Origin of the sequence: Paracoccus sediminicola (genome assembly GCF_027912835.1) — a bacterium.
In the GTDB taxonomy this organism is placed as follows: Bacteria; Pseudomonadota; Alphaproteobacteria; order Rhodobacterales; family Rhodobacteraceae; genus Paracoccus; species Paracoccus sediminicola.
In genome coordinates this window covers 3,034,974-3,052,919 of the sequence record NZ_CP115768.1, presented here as the reverse complement: position 1 = coordinate 3,052,919, position 17,946 = coordinate 3,034,974, and the positions used below count along the sequence as shown (strand labels likewise).

The following is a 17,946-nucleotide window of genomic DNA, read 5'->3' as shown; positions in this document are numbered from 1 at the left end:
AGAGTTTTTTTAAGTGAGTTAATGCAACCATCTAGGCGAAAACCGAGTTCACTGACCACAAGATGTTGCACGTAAATGATCAGATCTCCATCGAGGAATGGGAGCTTGTCGAAAGCTTCACCCGGGCTCAGGGGCCCGGCGGTCAGAACGTGAACAAGGTCGAAACTGCGGTCGAGCTGCGTTTCGAGGCCGAGCGGTCGCCTCATCTCTCGGATACCGTCAAGCGTCGGCTGAAGCGGCTGGCGGGACGGCGCTGGACTCAGGACGGCGCGGTGGTGATCCTCGCGCAGGAAACCCGCAGCCAAGCGCGCAACCGCGATCTCGCGCGGCAGCGCCTTGCGGATCTGATCCGCCGGGCGACGATCGCGCCGAAGCGACGCATCCCGACCCGCCCGACCCTCGGCAGTCAGCGCCGGCGGCTGAAGGCGAAATCCGAGCGAGGCGCGGTGAAGGCGCTGCGCGGTCGCGTGGATCAAGGCGATGAATGACGTCTTTCGCGATGTGCTGGGCCGGATGCTGGGCCGGCGCCCTGCCGTGTTGCAGGTCGGCGCGGTATGTGTGCGCCCCTCGGATGGCCGTATCCTGCTGATCACCAGCCGCGGAACCGGCCGCTGGATCATCCCCAAGGGCTGGCCGATGACCGGGCGCAGCGCCGCGGCCGCCGCCATGCAGGAGGCCTGGGAAGAGGCCGGGGTGCGCGGCTCGGTTTCGGCACGACCATTGGGCCGCTATCGATACAACAAGCGCCATGATGGCATGCTGAGCGTCCCGATCGACGTTCAGGTTCACAGGGTTCAGGTCGACCGGCTGGAAGATGATTTTCCCGAGGCGGCTGAGCGTGAGCGCGGCTGGTTCTCGCCGCGCGAAGCGGCGGGTCACGTCTCTGAGGAAGAGCTCAGGGACATTCTGCTGGGTCTGCACCGCTGACCCCGTAGCGGCGTTCCCCGTCGAAGCTCGCTTGCTGTCGGCAGGGGATAACGTATGCTTGGCCGGATGCTGGAAATGGGTGAATATCGCGTCCTGGACAAGGATCTTGACCGGCTGAACAATGCCGAGGGTGCGGGCCGCGCGGCGGCGCGTCCGTTGCGGCGCCTGGGCATGATCATCGGTCTCGCCTCGCTGGCGGTGCTGGCGATGGCCCTGCTTGGGATCGGGCTGCCGGTTGAAGCGCCGCTCGTGGCGGGCTTTGCGGTGGCCCTTTATCTGGCGCTGAATATCGGGGCGAACGATGTTGCCAACTCGGTCGGCGCGGCGGTCGGAGGCCGGGTGCTTCCCGTGGGACTCGCCCTTGCCGCTGTGGCGACGGCGCAGCTTGCCGGGGCCCTGCTGGCGAGCGAGGCAGTCACCGCGACAATCGCGACCGAAATCATCGCCATAGGCGAGCTGGGGCCAGATGCGCATCCAGGTCAGATCATGGCCGCTTCGCTGATTGGCGCTGCGCTGTGGATCACGCTGGCGAACTGGGCGCGCGCGCCGGTCTCGACAACGCACAGCATAGTCGGCGCTCTGGCCGGGGCGGGGCTCGCGGGGATGGGAGCATCGTCGATCAACTGGCCCGTCGTGGGCAGCATCGCGCTGAGCTGGATCGCGGCACCGGTCATCTCGGCCGTGCTGGCGGCGGGCGTGTTGGCGCTGCTGCGCTGGCGTGTGCGCTTTGCCGATGATCTGCTGGCCGCGGCAAGGTTCTGGCTTCCGCTTCTCATCGGCCTCACCGGCACCATCTTCGGAGGTTATCTGCTGACCCTGGCAGAGGGGCCGTCCATCGGGCGGCTCGGCCTGTTCGCCTGCGCCGGTTTCGGCCTGATGGCAGCCTGCCTTTCGCGATGGCAGCTTGAGCGTCAGATCACCACCCATCTGGACAGCGGAGAGCCGATACAGAAATTGTCGCTGAAAAACCTGCTGACGGTGCCGCTGATTGTCGCCGCGTTATTGTCCGGCTTTGCGCATGGCGCGAATGACGTCGCCAATGTCGCCGGCCCGCTTTCGGTGCTGATGCACAGCGCACAGCCCGGCGTGCTGCCGATGTGGGCCGTCGCCCTTGCCGGGTTGGCGGTCGCGGCAGGCTCGCTGATCTTCGGGCGAAGGCTGGTGCGGATGGTCGGCTCGTCGATCACCCGGCTGAACGCGACGCGCGCCTTTTGCGCGGCGCTTGCCTCGGCGGCGACGGTGCTGGCCTGCTCGGCGCTGGGCCTGCCGGTGTCGACCACCCATTGCGCGGTGGGTGGGATCTTCGGCGTCGGCTTCTATCGTGAGTGGGAAGATCGGCTGCGCCGCAAATCCCGCAAGATCTTGCCGGTCGAAGAGGCGATGCGCCGGCGGCTCGTTCGGCGGAGCCATGTCTGGACAACGCTGGCTGCATGGGCGGTGACGATGCCCGGCGCCGCGTTGATGGCCGCGGCGGGATACGGGTTGTTGTCACTCGCCCATTAGCAGCTTTCACTGGCGAGAATCCGCCGTATATGATAGCTCATAAAGAGTGAGCGCGGCAAAAAGCGTAATGAGGCAGTGATGATTCGGGCAATGCGGGCCGCCCTGGCCCTGACCTTACTTGCAATTCTGGCCGCCTGCGGCGGTGGTAGCACACCCGATGCAGCGACGCCTCCGCGTTTTCTCAGCTATGACGGGCCGAAGGTCACGCAGGTGGTGGTGAACAAATCCGACCGGATGATGTTTCTGCTCTCTGATCGGACCGTGCTGAAAGCTTATCGCATCCATCTTGGGAACGAACCGGTTGGCACCAAGCAGTTCGAGGGAGACGGAAAGACCCCCGAAGGGATCTTTTTCATCGACCGCTTCAACCCGCGCAGCGCCTATCACCTGTCGGTCGGGATCAACTATCCGAGGCCGCAGGACGAAGCGCGCGCCATGGCGGTGGGCCGCAAGCCCGGGGGGGACATCTTCTTTCACGGGCGTGGGCCGGACGGGGCGGCAGCCAAGCGGGCCAACAAGGATGACTGGACTGCCGGCTGCATCGCACTCGAGGATTCAGAGATCGAAGAGATCTATGCGATGCTGGAAAAGGGCACGCAGGTCGTCATCAATCCCTGAGGCGCTGACGGGCTGACGGCAGCCCAGAATAAAAAAGCGAGCCCGCAATGCAGGCCCGCTTTCATGCTCCCTGGCAATCCACCCTTCAGGTGCCTGTCATTCCATCCCAGAAATGGCGCACCTTGTCGAAGAACCCGGCGGATTGCGGCGAGTTATTTGCCTTGATCTCTTCGAATTCGCGCAGCAGTTCGCGTTGCCGGGTCGTCAGGTTGACCGGAGTTTCCACAACAAGCTCGATCAGCATATCCCCGGGCTCGCCATGCGCGCGCGCACCATGGCGCAACGGCGGCATGCCCTTGCCGCGCAAGCGCATCTGACGGCCGGACTGGCTTCCCGCCGGCACCTTGACCCGGCTGCGGCCGCCGTCGATCGTCGGCACCTCGACCTCGCCACCGAGCGCTGCGGTGGTCATGCCGACCGGGACCTGACAGGCCAGCATCTTCCCGTCGCGCAGGAAAATTTCGTGTTCCTTGACGGTCACGAAAATATAGAGATCCCCTGACGGTCCGCCGCGAAGCCCGGCCTCACCCTCGCCTGCAAGACGGATGCGGGTGCCGGTCTCGACCCCGGCGGGGACCGAGACCTGAAGCGCGCGGCGGTTTTCAACCCGGCCCTCGCCATGGCAGGCGGTGCAGGGATTCTTGACCATCTGACCAGCGCCATTACAGGTCGGGCAGGTGCGTTCCACGGTAAAGAACCCCTGGCTGGCACGGACCTTCCCCATGCCGGAGCAGGTCGGGCAGGTCACAGGTTCGACAGCGCCCTCGGCCCCCGTGCCTTCGCACTCGGCGCAGGTCACCGAGCCGGGGACGTTGATCGTCTTTTGCAGACCCTCATAGGCCTCTTCCAGCGACACGCTGAGATTATAGCGCAGATCCTGACCGCGCGCCGCGCGCTGCCGACCGCCGCCCGGCCCGCCGCGGCCGCCCATGAAATCGCCGAAGAGATCCTCGAAAACATCTGCAAAGGCCGCGCCGAAATCGCCCTGACCGGGGCCGCCGCGACCAAATCCGCCGCCGAAATTGCCGCTGCCATCGAATGCGCCGTGACCGAAACGGTCATATGCCGCCTTTTTCTGCGGGTCCTTCAGGCAGTCATAGGCCTCGTTGACTTCCTTGAACCTGGCCTCGGAGGTCGGGTCCGATCCGTTCCGGTCGGGATGAAGCTCTTTCGCCTTGCGGCGATAGGCTTTCTTGATCTCATCCGCTTCGGCCCCTTTCGAGAGGCCGAGCGTCTCGTAATAGCAGCGTTTCGCCATGGCGTGTTCCTTACGCAGAGACCGGCCCGAACGGGACGCCCGGACCGGTCTCGTCGTTCATCCGCGCTTACTTGCGCTTGTCGTCGTCGAGATCCTCGAAATCGGCGTCGACGATATCGTCATCCACGTCACGCGGACCGTCCTCTGCCGGAGCCTCGTCCCCGCCTTCTTCGGATTGCGACTTATAGATCGCCTCGCCGAGCTTCATCGACGCATCCATGACATTCTGGATGCCGCCCTTGATCTTGCCGGCATCGTCGGTCTTCAGCGCGTCTTCCAAGGCATTCACCGCCAGCTCGATTGCCTCGACCGTGGATTCATCCACCTTGTCGCCGTGATCTTCCAGCGACTTCTTGGTCGAGTGGATGAGGCTTTCGGCCTGGTTCTTGACCTCGACGAGTTCGCGGCGGCCCTTATCGGCCTCGGCGTTGTCCTCGGCGTCTTTCACCATGCGCTCGATATCCTCATCGGACAGACCGCCCGATGCCTGGATGGTGATCTTCTGCTCCTTGCCGGTGCCCTTATCCTTGGCCGACACGTTCACGATGCCGTTGGCGTCGATGTCGAAGGTCACCTCGATCTGCGGCATACCGCGCGGGGCAGGGGGAATATCCTCGAGGTTGAACTGGCCGAGCAGCTTGTTGTCGGCAGCCATCTCACGCTCGCCTTGGAAGACCCGGATCGTCACGGCGCCCTGGTTGTCTTCGGCGGTCGAGAAGATCTGCGACTTCTTGGTCGGGATGGTGGTGTTGCGGTCGATCAGCCGCGTGAACACGCCGCCCAGCGTTTCGATCCCCAGCGACAGCGGGGTCACGTCCAGCAGAACCACGTCCTTCACGTCGCCTTGCAGCACACCGCCCTGGATCGCCGCGCCAAGCGCCACGACCTCATCGGGGTTCACGCCCTTATGAGGCTCCTTGCCGAAGAACTTGGTGACCTCTTCGATGACAAGCGGCATCCGGGTCTGACCGCCGACGAGGATCACCTCGTCAATGTCGGATTTCGAGACGCCGGCATCCTTCAGCGCGTCCTGGCAGGGTTTCATGGTCTTCTTGACCAGATCGCCGACCAGGCTGTCCAGCTTGGCGCGGGTCAGCTTGACGACCATGTGCAGCGGCGTGCCCGTATCCTTGTCCATCGAGATGAACGGCTGGTTGATCTCGGTCTGGGTCGAAGAGGACAGCTCGATCTTGGCCTTTTCCGCGGCCTCTTTCAGGCGCTGAAGGGCCATCTTGTCCTTGGTCAGATCGACACCGTGTTCCTTTTTGAACTCGTCAGCGAGATAGTTGACGATCCGCATGTCGAAATCTTCACCGCCAAGGAACGTGTCCCCGTTGGTCGATTTCACCTCGAACAGCCCGTCGTCGATTTCCAGAATGGTGATGTCGAAGGTGCCGCCGCCGAGGTCGTAAACCGCGATGGTCTTGCTGTCCTTCTTGTCCAGACCATAGGCCAGAGCGGCCGCGGTCGGTTCATTGATGATGCGCAGCACTTCGAGACCGGCGATCTTGCCGGCATCCTTCGTCGCCTGACGTTGTGCGTCGTTGAAATAGGCCGGGACGGTGATGACCGCCTGGCTGACCTCTTCACCCAGATAGGATTCAGCGGTTTCCTTCATCTTGCCGAGAATCATGGCGCTGATCTGCGCCGGTGAGTATTTCTCGCCCCGCGCTTCGACCCATGCATCGCCATTGCCGCCGTCGACAATGTCGTAGGGGACCAGCTTCTTGTCCTTCTCGACCGCTTCATCGCCGATGCGGCGCCCGATCAGACGCTTGACGGCGAAGATGGTGTTGGTGGGGTTGGTGACAGCCTGACGCTTGGCCGACTGGCCCACCAGGCGTTCGTTTTCGGTAAAGGCAACGATCGACGGCGTGGTGCGCGCACCTTCACTGTTTTCCACAACTTTCGGCTGGCTGCCGTCCATGATGGCGATACAGCTATTGGTGGTGCCCAGGTCGATCCCGATGACTTTAGACATATTTCAAACCTCTCTTCCGGCGATTTCGGCGGCCCCGGGTCCGTGAATGGCCCCCGCAGACCTGATCCCATTGTTTGACGTGCCGGCCAGCTGGCCGGTTCGAGGGCTATATAGGAAGGGCGAAAACGGGCTGCAAGAACTCCTGCCGGGCGGAATATGCCAGAATCGCGACAATTTCCCGAACCGCATCAAGGCGCAGCGCGGCTCAGCGACCGGCGGACCAGCTCAGCGAAACCTGATTGCGGGTGAAAAACTCGCCCATCAGACCGATCATGGCCAAGGCCAGCGAAACATAGATCGGATAGCTGATGCTGGAATTATGCGGGGTGTAGTTCACGAAGGCAAAACCGCGCGTCTGATCGATGACATGAAAGAGCGGGTTCCAGTCGAACATGTTCAACATCATCGGCGGTAGCGTGTTGGCAACGACCATCTTTCCCGACGAGATCATGTTCAGCCGCCGATAGAACTGGCTGAGCATCGCCACCGCCTGCGGCCACCACGGCATCAAGGCCCGGAACAGCATCCCGATGCAGCAGCCCGAGAACCAGGCCAGCAGGAACAGGCCAATGCAGGGATAGAGGGATTCGATGTTCAGCGGCTCGATGAATTTATTGGTCAGCAGCAACAGCACCGCGCAGGCCAGCACCTGCTGATACAGCGCGGCGAGCGCGCTTGCCGTGATCCCGATCGCCGTGTTCATCGGCGCGTGCTTCATCAGGGCGGAAACCGGGCCCTCCGCCGACAGGACCGCCTGTATCGCCATATTATGCGTCATGAACATGAAGATGCCGGTCATGATATAGACGATGAAATTGCCGCGGATCGGCGACTCGCGGATCCCGATCACGTAGAAGATCAGGAAGAACACCGCGACCATGATCATCGCGCGCAGAACCGTCATCATCAGACCGGCGACCGCGTTGCGGTTGGTCTTGCGCAGCTTGTAGACGGTCATGTGATAGATCAGCGCGATGGTCGTCAGCGCGGCCTGGAACATATTCCTGGTCTGACGCTGCTCGAACATGTTCCGCCCTCTCTGGCAGGGCGGCTTGCCCTGCCTCCGGTGACACATCATAAGGAGAGCAAAGCGCCTGCACAATCGGTCAGGGCATTGATGATGAATCGAGATAGGGGCGAGGATATGGAATTCGACAAGCTCACCTCCGTGATGCGGCAGCTGGCTCTGGAGGCCGGCGAGAAGATCATGGAGATCTATAACTCCGACGATTTCGAGGTCCGCTCGAAATCCGACGACTCGCCCGTGACAGAGGCTGACGAGGCGGCTGATGCTCTGATCTCGCGGGGGCTGCGGGAAGCGTTTCCCGATATCCCCCTGGTCACCGAGGAGCAGGCGGAAAGTCATGAACAGACAGTGCGGAGCTTTCTGATCGTCGATCCGCTGGATGGCACCAAGGAATTCGTGCAGCGGCGTGGCGATTTCACCGTCAATATCGCCTATGTCGAGGATGGGGTGCCCGTGCGCGGGGTGGTCTACGCTCCGGCCAAGCAGCGGCTGTTCTATACCACCGGCGACGGGCGCTCGGTCGAGGAAACCGGCAGCTTCGGGTCAGAGCCTGGCGAGACCGCACCGATCGGGGTCAATCCGATGCCCGATAATCGCGGGCTGATGGTGGTGGCGTCGAAATCCCATCGCGACGCAGCGACCGATGCCTATATCGGGCGCTATAAAACGCGCGACATGACCTCGGCGGGTTCCTCGCTGAAATTCTGTCTCGTGGCGACCGGAGAAGCGGATCTTTATCCGCGTCTCGGCCGGACGATGGAATGGGACACCGCAGCGGGCGACGCTGTGCTGCGCGGCGCGGGCGGTGAGGTCGTGCGTTTCGATGACCACACCCCGCTCGGCTATGGCAAGCCGGGTTTCGAGAACCCGTTCTTCATCGCCTATGCGCCGGGCGTGCTGTTGGTGAAAGAAGAGGGCTAATGTCCGTCCTGATCGTGATCCCGGCGCGCTACGCCTCGACCCGCTATCCCGGCAAGCCGCTGGCAGAATTGCGTGGCGCCACGGGCGAAAGCGCCTCGCTGATCGCACGAAGCTGGCAGGCCGCCACCGGGGTTAAAGGGGTGGACCGCGTGGTGGTGGCCACCGATGACGACCGCATCCGCGATGCCGCAGAAGGCTTTGGCGCCGAGGTGGTGATGACCTCGGAAACCTGCCGCAACGGCACCGAGCGCTGCGCCGAAGCGGTCGCCAATCTGGGCCTCTCGCCCGAGATCGTGGTCAATCTTCAGGGCGACGCGCCGCTGACCCCAGCATGGTTCATCGAAGATCTCATCGCCGGGCTGCGCGCCGATGAACAGGCGGGGGTAGCGACGCCGGTGCTGCGCTGCTCGGGCCAGATGCGCGCCGATCTGCTGGCCGACCGCGCCGCGGGACGTGTTGGCGGCACCACCGCGGTTTTCGGCACCGAGATGCAGGGGCTTTATTTCTCGAAAGAGGTGATCCCCTTCGCCGGCCGCGATTACGAACCGGACGAGCCCACCCCGGTCTTTCATCATGTCGGTGTCTATGCGTATCGCCCGGATGCGCTCGCGGCCTATCCCGGCTGGCCGGAAGGGCGGCTCGAAAAGCTGGAAGGGCTTGAGCAGCTGCGCTTCCTGGAAAACGGGCGCCGCCTGCTCTGCGTCGAGGTCGAGGCGCGCGGGCGTCAGTTCTGGGAACTGAACAACCCCGAAGACATCCCGCGCATCGAGGCCATGTTGCGGGAGATGGGTCAGGCGTGAGCCTGCCGCGAACGAGTCTGGTCGTGGTCTCGCAGGGGCGGCCCGAACATCTGCGACACTGCCTGACGGCGCTGAGCTACCAGAACCATCCCGATTTCGAGATCATTCTCGTGGCAGATCAAGCGGGTCTGGTACAGCGCCAGGACCTTGCCATAAAGCGGCTGCAATGCGACGTCCCGAACATCTCGGTCGCGCGCAATCTTGGGGTCGCCGCAGCCGCCGGGGACATCATTGCCTTCATCGACGACGACGCAGTGGCCGAGCCGAACTGGCTGGCACGGCTGAGCGCCGCCTTTGCCCGGCCCGAGATCATCGCCGCCACCGGCTGGACCCGGGACCGCGACGGTTTCAGCTGGCAGGCGCGCAGCCATCGGATCACGCCGGCGGGGCAGCCGCGCAATCTGCCGCCGCTGGCATCGCCGGAGGCATTGCCGGTGGAAGATGGTACGCCGGTCAGCACGCTCGGCACGAATTGCGCGTTCCGCGCCGATGCGCTGCGCAGGATCGGCGGGTTCGACCCGGTCTTTTCCTATCACCTCGATGAGTCGGACGTGAACCTGCGTCTGGCCGCAGCCTTTCCCACCGCGCTCACAGCCATCATTCCCGACGCTCAGGTGATCCATCTGCGCGGCGGGAGCCCAACGCGCCACGACAACCGCGCCCCGCGTGACTTGCGGCAGGAGGGACGTTCGGCAGCGCTCTTTGCGCGGCGCCATCATGGCGGGCTGCTCGCGCCCGACGCGGAGGCGCGTGCGCGGCGGCGGATCTTGCGTCATATGCTGGACGGGCGGATTGACCCGCTGGGGGTGCGTGGCCTTCTGGCAACGCTCAGCGCCGGCCACGCCGATGGAATGTCCGCACCGCTTCCCGATCCGCCCGATCCGATGCGCGGCGCGGGCTCGGCCTTTCTGCCCGTGTCCCTGCCCGAGCGGCGCCACATCGCGCTTGGCGGCTGGCACTGGCAGGCGCAAGACCTTCGGCAGCGGGCGCATGCCGCGATTCAGGCAGGCAACGTTGTCAGCTTGGTGCTGCTCAGCCCGACAGTCATCCCGCATCGTCTGCGCCTCACATCGTCCGGCTGGTTCGAACAGCTTGGCGGGGTGTGGGGACGCGCTGAACCGGACGAGCCGACGATGAGATTTGCGCGGTTTCCCGCCCGGCTCGCGGCAGAGCTGGAATCGGCGGAAAACCGTCGGAACCTATCGCTTTCGGCATTCGTTTGAGGCGGTGCTTGTCGACTCGGTCGTCTTGCAACTAAAACAGCAATTAAACTGTCTCTGATTTTGATGGAGAAACACGTCATGAGTCGCAAGGTCACCAAGGCTATTTTCCCGGTCGCAGGATTGGGCACGCGCTTTCTGCCCGCAACAAAGTCTATTCCCAAGGAAATCATGACCTTGGTCGACAGACCGCTTATCCAATATGCAATTGACGAAGCGCGCGCCGCCGGAATTGAGGAATTTATTTTCGTTACTTCGCGCGGAAAAGGCGCGCTTGAAGATTATTTCGATCACGCGCATGAGCTGGAAGCGACGCTGAAACGCACGAACAAACTCGAACTGCTGGAAGAGCTTCGCGCGACCAACATGCAGTCCGGCGCGATTGCCTATGTCCGCCAGCACAAGGCCATGGGGCTTGGACATGCGGTCTGGTGCGCCCGCCGTCTGGTGCAGGACGACGAACCCGTCGCCGTGATCCTGACCGATGACGTCATCATGGGCGAGCCGCCCTGCCTCCAGCAGATGATCGAGGCCCATGCCGAGACCGGCGGCACCATGGTCGCCACGATGGAGGTCCCGACCGAGAAGACCAAGTCCTACGGCGTCCTCGACGTCTCAGAGGATATGGGCGCTATCGTCAAGGCGAAGGGCCTGGTCGAGAAACCCAAGGAGAACCCGCCGTCGAACCTCGCTGTGATCGGCCGGTACATCCTGGCACCGACAGTGCTGCAAAACCTCAACAAGCTTCGCGAAGGCGCGGGCGGAGAGATCCAGCTGACCGACGCCATCGCCGATGAGATCACCGCCGGGCGCGATGTGTTCGGCCTGCGCTTCCGTGGTCAGCGTTACGATTGCGGCTCGAAAGGCGGTTTCCTGCAAGCCACCGTGGCCTATGGGCTGGAGCGGGACGATCTGCGTGAAGAGTTCCTCGATTACCTGAACGAGGTCATCTCGCTTCAGCGCGCGGCCGAGTAATGCGCGATACAGTATTGGTCACCGGCGGTGCCGGTTATATCGGCTCGCATGCGTGCAAGGCTCTGAGGGCTGCCGGTTTTACGCCGGTGACCTATGACAGCCTCGTCACCGGCTGGCGGGACGCGGTGAAGTTCGGTCCGTTCGAAGAAGGCGACCTCATGGACCGCGCCCGGCTGGACGAGGTGTTCGCGAAACACAAGCCCGTCGCGGTGATGCATTTCGCGGCGCTGAGCCAGGTCGGTGAGGCGATGTCGCAGCCTGGCAAGTACTGGCGCGGCAATGTCTGCGCCTCGCTGAACCTGATCGAGGCAACGCTCGCCGCCGGGGTCAAGACCTTCGTGTTCAGTTCGACCTGCGCGACCTATGGCGATCATGACGGTGTCGTGCTGGATGAGACCACGCCGCAGCTTCCGCTGAATGCCTATGGTGCCTCGAAGCGCGCCATTGAGGACATGCTGAAGGATTTTGCCGCCTCTGACGGGCTGAATAGCGTGATCTTTCGGTATTTCAACGTCGCGGGCGCCGACCCAGACACCGAGGTCGGTGAATTCCATCAGCCGGAGACCCATCTCGTTCCGCTGATCCTCGACGCGGTGGACGGAAAGCGGCCCGCGCTGACCATACACGGCACGGATTATCCGACCGAGGACGGCACCTGCATCCGTGACTATGTGCATGTGATGGATCTGGTCGACGCGCATGTGCAGGGGCTGGAATGGCAGCGCGCAGGCAATGGTCCGCAGAATGGCGGGACCGAGGTGTTCTGCCTTGGCACCGGAGACGGGTTCTCGGTCCGCGAGGTTGTCGCGGCCGCAGGGAATGTGACCAACCGCCCGGTCCCGATGGAGGACGGCCCCCGGCGTGCGGGCGACGCGGTCAAGCTGGTCTCTGGCAGCAAGAAAGCCGGCGACATCCTTGGCTGGACCCCGGACCGATCGACCATGCCGCAGATGATCCGCGACGCCTGGCGCTGGCATCAGAACGGCGGATATGAGGGCTGAGCCGCCGCTCGTTCTCGATATTTCCAGGCTGGTCTCGCGCATTGGCACCGGACCGCTGACCGGTATCGACCGGGTCGAGGCGGCCTGGCTGCGTCATATCGCCGAGCGTCCGCATCTTCTTCTCTGCCGCGTGGCACGCGGTCAGGCGCTTTTGCCGCCAGAGGCCGGGCATGCGGTGCTGCGCTGGCTGGAGGGCGACAATTCAGGCATGGTCGCGCAGAGCGGATGGCGGGAACGCATGGCGGGGCATCGCGGGCCGCGCGGGCGCGCCGCCACCGCATTGCGGCGTATGGCGCTCTGTGTCACCGGGTCGGGCGGACGCGGTCTTTTGCACCGGATCGAGCAGCAACTTCCCGGAGCCGCCTATCTCAATCTGGGGCATAGCAATCTGCGGCCCGCCCTTCTGCGCAACCTCAAGGGGCTGCGCCGGGCGGTGATGATACATGACACGATCCCGCTGTCGCATCCCGAGTTCACCCGCGAGGATCAGTCCGCAGCCTTTCGCGACAAATTCATGGCGGCGATCACGCTTGCCGATCTGGTGATTGCGATTTCCGATGCGACGCGGTCAGAGATCGAGCTGTGGCGCCGCCGGCTTGCCATCACCCGTTCCCCCGAGATCATAACCGCCCATATCGGCACCGCGCTGGCCCTGCCCGACGCGGCGCAGATCCCGGCGCAGCTCGACCTGTCGCGCCCCTTTTTCGTTACCATCGGGACGATCGAGCCGCGCAAGAACCACGCGCTGCTGCTCGATGCGTGGGAGATATTAGACGCGCGGCTGCCCGGTCCGGACATGCCGCAGCTTGTGGTGATCGGCCGTCGTGGCTGGCGGAACGAGGCGGTTTTCGCCCGGCTGGATACACTGCCACCAGACAGCCCGGTCTTGGAATGTCCCGGCCTCTCCGATGCAAGCGTCGCCGCATTGCTGGCGCGGTGTCATGCTCTGCTGATGCCGTCCCACGCCGAGGGCTTCGGCCTGCCGCTTACCGAGGCGGCCGGGCGAGGCGTGGCCGTGCTGACGAGCCCGCTACCGGTTGCACGCGAATTGCTGGGCGATCATGCGCAGCTCCTGCCGCCGGACCGGCCCGAGGCTTGGGCCGAGGCGGTAGAGGCGCTTGCCGCCTCGCCACCGCAAAGACACGCGCCGCACCCGGTTCCTAGCTGGCAGGCGCATTTCTCGACGGTCGAAGGCGCGCTGGGCTTTCCGAAACCATAGGGTTTCCGATAGAACGGCCAAAACCGCCCGGGACTGGATAGCGACGATTGGCCTCTCGTATCAGATCACTTCTCAACGCGCTGCGCCTCCGGGCGACACGGCAATGGTGCCTTGGCCGCGCGCTCAGGCGGCGGCGTCAGGTGCAGCCGATAGCGCTGCGCGTCGAAAAGATCCGGCCCGACACGATCCTCTGCTTCGCCACGCTGCGCAATGAGCGGGTCCGCCTGCCCTATTTCCTCGACTATTACCGCCGCATGGGCATCGGACATTTCCTGATCGTCGATAACAATTCAGACGACGGCAGCGCAGCCTATCTGGAAGAGCAGCCCGATGTTTCGCTGTGGCGGACGACGACCAGCTATAAGGCGTCGCGCTTTGGAATGGACTGGCTGAACTGGCTGCTGTTCCGCTATGGTGCCGGGCATTGGTGCCTGACCGTCGATCCCGATGAGTTCTTCGTCTATCCGCATTGCGACACGCGTCCGCTTCAGGCGCTGACGCATTGGCTGAGCACGTCGGGAATCAGATCCTTCCCGGCCATGCTGTTGGATATGTATCCGCAGGGGCGGATCGGGGATCAGCCATATCGCGAGGGTCAGGACCCGTTCGAGATCGCGAATTATTTCGACCCGGCCAATTATATGATCCACAAGAACGGGCTTTATGGAAATCTGTGGATTCAGGGAGGCCCGCGCGCGCGGATCTTCTTCGGCAGCGCACCCGAAAAGGCCCCGGCGCTGAACAAGATCCCGCTGATCAAGTGGCGGCGTTACTACGCTTATGTGTCATCGACCCATATGGCGCTGCCGCGCAGCCTGAACCTCGTCTATGACGAGGATGGCGGCGAAAGCGTGTCGGGGGTGCTGCTGCACGCCAAGTTCCTGTCCACCTTCATCGACAAATCCAGCGAAGAGATGGAGCGGGGCGAGCATTATGCCAACAGCCAGGAATACCGCGCCTATAGCACCCTGTTGCAGGATGACATGATCCTTCTCACCCCGGAATCGCGGCCCTTCGAAGGCTGGCGGCAATTGCAGGATCTCGGGCTGATCTCGCAGGGGAATTGGCCATGACCGCGCCGGCCCGCCTTGGCGTCGTGTTCCTTTGCCATGACGAGCTCAAGGTGGCCGCGGCGATGGTCCGGCTCTGGCATGAAAGCGGCGCGGCCTTGGCGATCCATGTCGACAGCCGCACCGCCGAGGATGATTATAACGCCATGTGCCGCGAGCTGGCCGATCTGGACGATGTGGTCTGGGTGGATCGGCGGCGCTGCGAATGAGGCATGTTCTCGATGGTCGAAGCGACCCAGGATGGTTGCCAGACCTTGCTTGAGGAATTCGAGGACGTCACCCATGTCTATGTGGCCTCGGGAAGTTGCCTGCCTCTGCGCCCTGTGCGCGAGCTTTGCGCCTATCTGGACCGTCATCCCGGCGTGGACTTCATCGAGAGCGTCAGCGCGCAGGATGTCGGCTGGACCGTGGGCGGGCTGAATATCGAGCGCTTTCAACGTTACTTCCCCGTATCCTGGCGCAAATTCCGGCGCAGCTTCGACCTGATCGTCGGTCTTCAGCGCCGTCTGGGGATCAAGCGCCGCCTGCCGCGCGGGGTGGTGCCGCATCTGGGCTCGCAATGGTGGTGCCTGACGCGGGCGACGCTCGATGCGATCCTGAACGATCCGAGGCGCGGGCAATTCGACGCGTTTTTCCGCTGGGTCTGGATTCCCGATGAAAGCTATTTCCAGACGCTGGCCCGGCGCCACTCGACGCGCATCGAAAGCCGCTCGCTCACCCTGTCCAGCTTCGACGACAAGGGGAAGCCCTATATTCTCTATGGCGATCACGCCGAGATGCTGTCCATGTCGCGCTGCTTCGTGGCCCGCAAGATCTGGCCGGGCGCGCGCGATCTGCTGACCCGGTTTCCCGAGGATTTCGGCCCGGACCGGATCCATGACGAACCCGATCCCGGCCGGATCGAACGTCTGATCGCGGCCACGGTGGCGCGGCGCAGGCTTGGGCGGCCGGGGCTTTATATGCAAAGCCGCTTTCCGAAGAAGGACCGTGAGAACGGCAAGACCGCGGCACCCTATGCCGTGCTGCAGGGCTTTACCGATCTCTTCCCCGGTTTCGAGCAGTGGTTGCAGGCGCGGGTGGATGCGGATGTGCATGGCCATCTTTTCGCGCCCGATACGGTCGAGTTCGCGGGCCGCCCGCTTGTCGGACCCGGCGCGCTGTCGATCCACACCGAAACCCGCGACTACGATCCGACAGGCTTCCTGACCAGCCTGATCCGGATCAGCGACCGGCCTCAGGTGGTCCAGTTCGGTCCGCGCGATCTGCAGGAGCTCAGCTGGTTCATGGTCACCGACCCCAATGCGACGATCCGAATCGTCACCGGCGCCTGGGTGGTCCCCCTGATGCATTCCGACATGCCGTTCGACGATGTGCGCCGGATTGCCGCCAAGCTGCAGCGCATCGAGCTGGCGCAGCTCAACATCCTCAAATCGGTCTGGGTCAAGGCCGATGTCGAGATATGGGAGCTGTCCGATTTTGTGGCCCGCCCCGGCGCCATCCTGCAACGTATCGTGCGCGATCTGACGCAGGGCAACTGGCCGCTTTACGATCAGGCTCCGGCGCTTCGCGATCTGGAAGGGCTCGGGCGCTTCCTTCAGAAACTGCGCAACGCCGGGCTGCAACCGCGTTTGATGGGAGAGTTCCCGGCCACAAGCTCGGAACAGGAATGGCATGTCTGATTTCCAAAGCTTCGTGATCTTCGCCGAGATGCGGACCGGCTCGAACCTGCTCGAGGCGACGCTGAATGCGGTCAAGGGCGTCACCTGCTTCGGAGAGGCTTTCAACCCCTATATGATGGGCTGGCCTGATACCGACCAGATCCGCGGCATCTCGATGGCCGAGCGCGACGCCGATCCGCAAGCCCTGCTGGCCGCAATCACCGGGCGCGCGGGGCATCTTTCGGGGTTTCGCTATTTCCACGATCACGATCCGCGCGTCTTCGATGCGATCATGCAGGATCGGCGCTGCGCCAAGATCGTGCTGACGCGGAACCCGGTGGACAGCTATGTCTCGACCGAGCTTGCCCGGCTGACCAATCAGTGGAAGCTGAACCAGACCGAGACCCCGATCCCGGCCAGCATCGCCTATGATGGCACCGCCTTCCGCGAGATGCTGGCGGCGATCGAGGCATTTCAGGGGCGCGTGCTGCATGGTTTGCAGATCAGCGGGCAAACGGCGTTCTGGCTGAACTATGAAGATCTGCGTGATGCCGGGGTGATGACCGGGCTGCTGCAATGGCTTGGCCGTGACGATCTCGAACGGGTCCGTCCGGCCTCGGATCAGGTGCCTCAGAACCCGCGCGAGATGGCCGAGAAGGTGGAAAACATCGCCGCCATGCAGGATGATCTGGCCCGGCTCGATCCGTTCTGCCTGTCTCGTATCCCGACCTTCGAGCCGCGGCGCGGGCCCGCGGTGCCCGGCTTCGTTTCCAGCGGCGCGGGCGGCGGGGCTCTGTTCATGCCGGTCCGCGGCGGGCCGACCGAGCGTGTCACGACCTGGCTGGAAAGCTGCGGCGAAACCGAGCGGGATTTCACGCAGAACACGCTTCGCGACTGGCTGCGCGCACATCCGCGCCATCGCAGCTTTACCGTGCTGCGCCATCCTCTGCGGCGGGCCTGGGCTGCGTTTTCGCATCTTCTGGACGGTCAAGGCTCGGATCTGCACGAGCATTTGCGCGAGATTCACCGGCTCGAACTGCCCCACTCCGCCCGGCTGAGCGATCTGACAGAGCATGATCAGGCGGCGCTGTTCGAACAGTTTCTGGGGGTGCTGCGGCGTGTTCTCAACGGGCAGTCCAGCCTGCGGGTGCTACCGATCTGGGCGTCGCAGACCGAGGTGCTCTCGGGGTTCGCGCGGTTCCTGCATCCCGACTTCATCCTGCGCGAAGCGGATCTGGAGCGGGATCTTGGATGGCTTACCGAGGCGGCCGGGCTACCGGCACCGCAGCTCGGTCCGCCCGAGCCGCTCCCTGACTTTCTCGGCGAAAAGTCGATTCAGCAGGCGGCGCGGGCCGCCTATCTGCGCGATTATCTTCAGTTCGGCTTTACAAATCAGCCGTGACGCTGCGCAGGATTGCGAGCGGCCTCGGCCAGTTTCGTCAACGCCTGAACACGACCGAACTCCTGCACCGCCTTCTGCCGCGCCGCCTCGAAGCCGGGCCGCATCCGGGCCATTTCCGCGTCGAGCGCCGCCATCTCGCGCGCCAGCCGCCCTGCCTCGGCATTTGCCAGACGCGCCTCGGCGATGCTGAACGCTTTTGGCTGGGCAAAGGATGCCGAGAGCCGCGCCTCAGCTGCCGCCTTGCGCGCCACCAGCATATCCATATGTGTGCGAAATGCCGAAAACCGTTTCAATTCGGCGTCCGAGCGGATCTCGGCCAGCTTCGCGAGCCTTTTAAGCCTTTCGGTCTGTGTCACCATCCGCCTC

At 63.7% G+C, this 17,946-nt stretch carries 16 protein-coding genes and 1 pseudogene; 13 read left to right on the top strand and 4 right to left on the bottom strand.

What is annotated here, in order from left to right; translation table 11 throughout:
* Positions 1–62: 62 nt before the first annotated feature.
* The 4 genes from arfB to PAF18_RS14935 all read left to right on the top strand — a co-directional run bounded on the left by arfB (position 63) and on the right by PAF18_RS14935 (position 3,048).
* The gene (gene arfB / locus PAF18_RS14950) at positions 63–488 is read left to right on the top strand and encodes an alternative ribosome rescue aminoacyl-tRNA hydrolase ArfB (RefSeq protein ID WP_271116482.1); all 426 of its coding nucleotides are present in this window, start codon (positions 63–65) and stop codon (positions 486–488) included.
* Positions 481–927 carry an NUDIX hydrolase gene (locus PAF18_RS14945; RefSeq protein ID WP_271116481.1) on the top strand — a complete coding sequence of 149 codons (447 nt, stop codon included), beginning with the start codon at positions 481–483 and terminating at the stop codon, positions 925–927. The genes arfB and PAF18_RS14945 overlap by 8 nt, the downstream gene beginning before the upstream one ends.
* Positions 928–1,002: 75 nt before the next feature.
* Positions 1,003–2,430, top strand: a complete 1,428-nt coding sequence (locus tag PAF18_RS14940) for an inorganic phosphate transporter (protein WP_271116480.1) — start codon at positions 1,003–1,005, stop codon at positions 2,428–2,430.
* Between the two features lie 78 nt (positions 2,431–2,508).
* Positions 2,509–3,048, top strand: coding sequence for a L,D-transpeptidase family protein (locus PAF18_RS14935; RefSeq protein WP_271116479.1), 540 nt, complete (start codon positions 2,509–2,511; stop codon positions 3,046–3,048).
* An 85-nt stretch (positions 3,049–3,133) separates the two neighbouring features.
* Here the strand turns inward: PAF18_RS14935 and dnaJ are convergent, their stop codons facing one another.
* The 3 genes from dnaJ to PAF18_RS14920 form a co-directional block, all read right to left on the bottom strand.
* Positions 3,134–4,306, bottom strand: a complete 1,173-nt coding sequence (gene dnaJ, locus PAF18_RS14930) for a molecular chaperone DnaJ (RefSeq protein ID WP_271116478.1) — start codon at positions 4,304–4,306, stop codon at positions 3,134–3,136.
* Positions 4,307–4,373: 67 nt separating this feature from the next.
* Complete coding sequence (gene dnaK / locus PAF18_RS14925) at positions 4,374–6,287, bottom strand: molecular chaperone DnaK (RefSeq protein WP_271116477.1); 1,914 nt, start codon at positions 6,285–6,287, stop codon at positions 4,374–4,376.
* Between the two features lie 205 nt (positions 6,288–6,492).
* Positions 6,493–7,314, bottom strand: coding sequence for an ABC transporter permease (locus tag PAF18_RS14920; RefSeq protein WP_271116476.1), 822 nt, complete (start codon positions 7,312–7,314; stop codon positions 6,493–6,495).
* A 117-nt stretch (positions 7,315–7,431) separates the two neighbouring features.
* On the opposite strand from PAF18_RS14920, the gene cysQ reads away from it, so the two are divergent.
* The 9 genes and pseudogenes from cysQ to PAF18_RS14875 all read left to right on the top strand — a co-directional run bounded on the left by cysQ (position 7,432) and on the right by PAF18_RS14875 (position 17,580).
* A complete protein-coding gene (gene cysQ / locus PAF18_RS14915; RefSeq protein ID WP_271118151.1) occupies positions 7,432–8,235 on the top strand; it encodes a 3'(2'),5'-bisphosphate nucleotidase CysQ in 804 nt (267 codons plus the stop codon).
* Positions 8,235–9,035 carry a 3-deoxy-manno-octulosonate cytidylyltransferase gene (locus tag PAF18_RS14910; RefSeq protein WP_271116475.1) on the top strand — a complete coding sequence of 267 codons (801 nt, stop codon included), beginning with the start codon at positions 8,235–8,237 and terminating at the stop codon, positions 9,033–9,035. The genes cysQ and PAF18_RS14910 overlap by 1 nt, the downstream gene beginning before the upstream one ends.
* Complete coding sequence (locus PAF18_RS14905; RefSeq protein WP_271116474.1) at positions 9,032–10,258, top strand: glycosyltransferase family 2 protein; 1,227 nt, start codon at positions 9,032–9,034, stop codon at positions 10,256–10,258. The genes PAF18_RS14910 and PAF18_RS14905 overlap by 4 nt, the downstream gene beginning before the upstream one ends.
* 78 nt (positions 10,259–10,336) lie before the next feature.
* Complete coding sequence (locus PAF18_RS14900; RefSeq protein ID WP_271116473.1) at positions 10,337–11,230, top strand: UTP--glucose-1-phosphate uridylyltransferase; 894 nt, start codon at positions 10,337–10,339, stop codon at positions 11,228–11,230.
* Positions 11,230–12,231, top strand: coding sequence for a UDP-glucose 4-epimerase GalE (gene galE, locus PAF18_RS14895; protein WP_271116472.1), 1,002 nt, complete (start codon positions 11,230–11,232; stop codon positions 12,229–12,231). The genes PAF18_RS14900 and galE overlap by 1 nt, the downstream gene beginning before the upstream one ends.
* The gene (locus tag PAF18_RS14890) at positions 12,221–13,450 is read left to right on the top strand and encodes a glycosyltransferase family 4 protein (protein ID WP_271116471.1); all 1,230 of its coding nucleotides are present in this window, start codon (positions 12,221–12,223) and stop codon (positions 13,448–13,450) included. Before galE ends, PAF18_RS14890 begins: the two co-directional genes overlap by 11 nt.
* 80 nt (positions 13,451–13,530) lie before the next feature.
* On the top strand, positions 13,531–14,523 hold the full coding sequence (locus PAF18_RS14885; RefSeq protein ID WP_434802263.1) for a glycosyltransferase family 2 protein: 993 nt from the start codon (positions 13,531–13,533) through the stop codon (positions 14,521–14,523).
* Positions 14,520–16,199 (top strand): annotated as a pseudogene (locus PAF18_RS14880) (DUF5927 domain-containing protein). Before PAF18_RS14885 ends, PAF18_RS14880 begins: the two are co-directional and overlap by 4 nt.
* Positions 16,192–17,580: a hypothetical protein gene (locus PAF18_RS14875; protein WP_271116469.1), complete on the top strand. Its 1,389-nt coding sequence runs from the start codon at positions 16,192–16,194 to the stop codon at positions 17,578–17,580. The pseudogene PAF18_RS14880 and the gene PAF18_RS14875 overlap by 8 nt, the downstream one beginning before the upstream one ends.
* Here the strand turns inward: PAF18_RS14875 and PAF18_RS14870 are convergent.
* Positions 17,571–17,936: a hypothetical protein gene (locus tag PAF18_RS14870; RefSeq protein WP_271116468.1), complete on the bottom strand. Its 366-nt coding sequence runs from the start codon at positions 17,934–17,936 to the stop codon at positions 17,571–17,573. The two genes, PAF18_RS14875 and PAF18_RS14870, sit on opposite strands and share 10 nt — an antisense overlap.
* Positions 17,937–17,946 lie beyond the last annotated feature (10 nt).

Bases quoted from the DNA above. Each gene is read 5' to 3' on its own strand.
- arfB (WP_271116482.1), top strand. From the start codon at position 63: ATGTTGCACGTAAATGATCAGATCTCCATCGAGGAATGGGAGCTTGTC.
- PAF18_RS14945 (WP_271116481.1), top strand. From the start codon at position 481: ATGAATGACGTCTTTCGCGATGTGCTGGGCCGGATGCTGGGCCGGCGC.
- PAF18_RS14940 (WP_271116480.1), top strand. From the start codon at position 1,003: ATGGGTGAATATCGCGTCCTGGACAAGGATCTTGACCGGCTGAACAAT.
- PAF18_RS14935 (WP_271116479.1), top strand. From the start codon at position 2,509: ATGATTCGGGCAATGCGGGCCGCCCTGGCCCTGACCTTACTTGCAATT.
- dnaJ (WP_271116478.1), bottom strand. From the start codon at position 4,306: ATGGCGAAACGCTGCTATTACGAGACGCTCGGCCTCTCGAAAGGGGCC.
- dnaK (WP_271116477.1), bottom strand. From the start codon at position 6,287: ATGTCTAAAGTCATCGGGATCGACCTGGGCACCACCAATAGCTGTATC.
- PAF18_RS14920 (WP_271116476.1), bottom strand. From the start codon at position 7,314: ATGTTCGAGCAGCGTCAGACCAGGAATATGTTCCAGGCCGCGCTGACG.
- cysQ (WP_271118151.1), top strand. From the start codon at position 7,432: ATGGAATTCGACAAGCTCACCTCCGTGATGCGGCAGCTGGCTCTGGAG.
- PAF18_RS14910 (WP_271116475.1), top strand. From the start codon at position 8,235: ATGTCCGTCCTGATCGTGATCCCGGCGCGCTACGCCTCGACCCGCTAT.
- PAF18_RS14900 (WP_271116473.1), top strand. From the start codon at position 10,337: ATGAGTCGCAAGGTCACCAAGGCTATTTTCCCGGTCGCAGGATTGGGC.
- galE (WP_271116472.1), top strand. From the start codon at position 11,230: ATGCGCGATACAGTATTGGTCACCGGCGGTGCCGGTTATATCGGCTCG.
- PAF18_RS14890 (WP_271116471.1), top strand. From the start codon at position 12,221: ATGAGGGCTGAGCCGCCGCTCGTTCTCGATATTTCCAGGCTGGTCTCG.
- PAF18_RS14875 (WP_271116469.1), top strand. From the start codon at position 16,192: ATGTCTGATTTCCAAAGCTTCGTGATCTTCGCCGAGATGCGGACCGGC.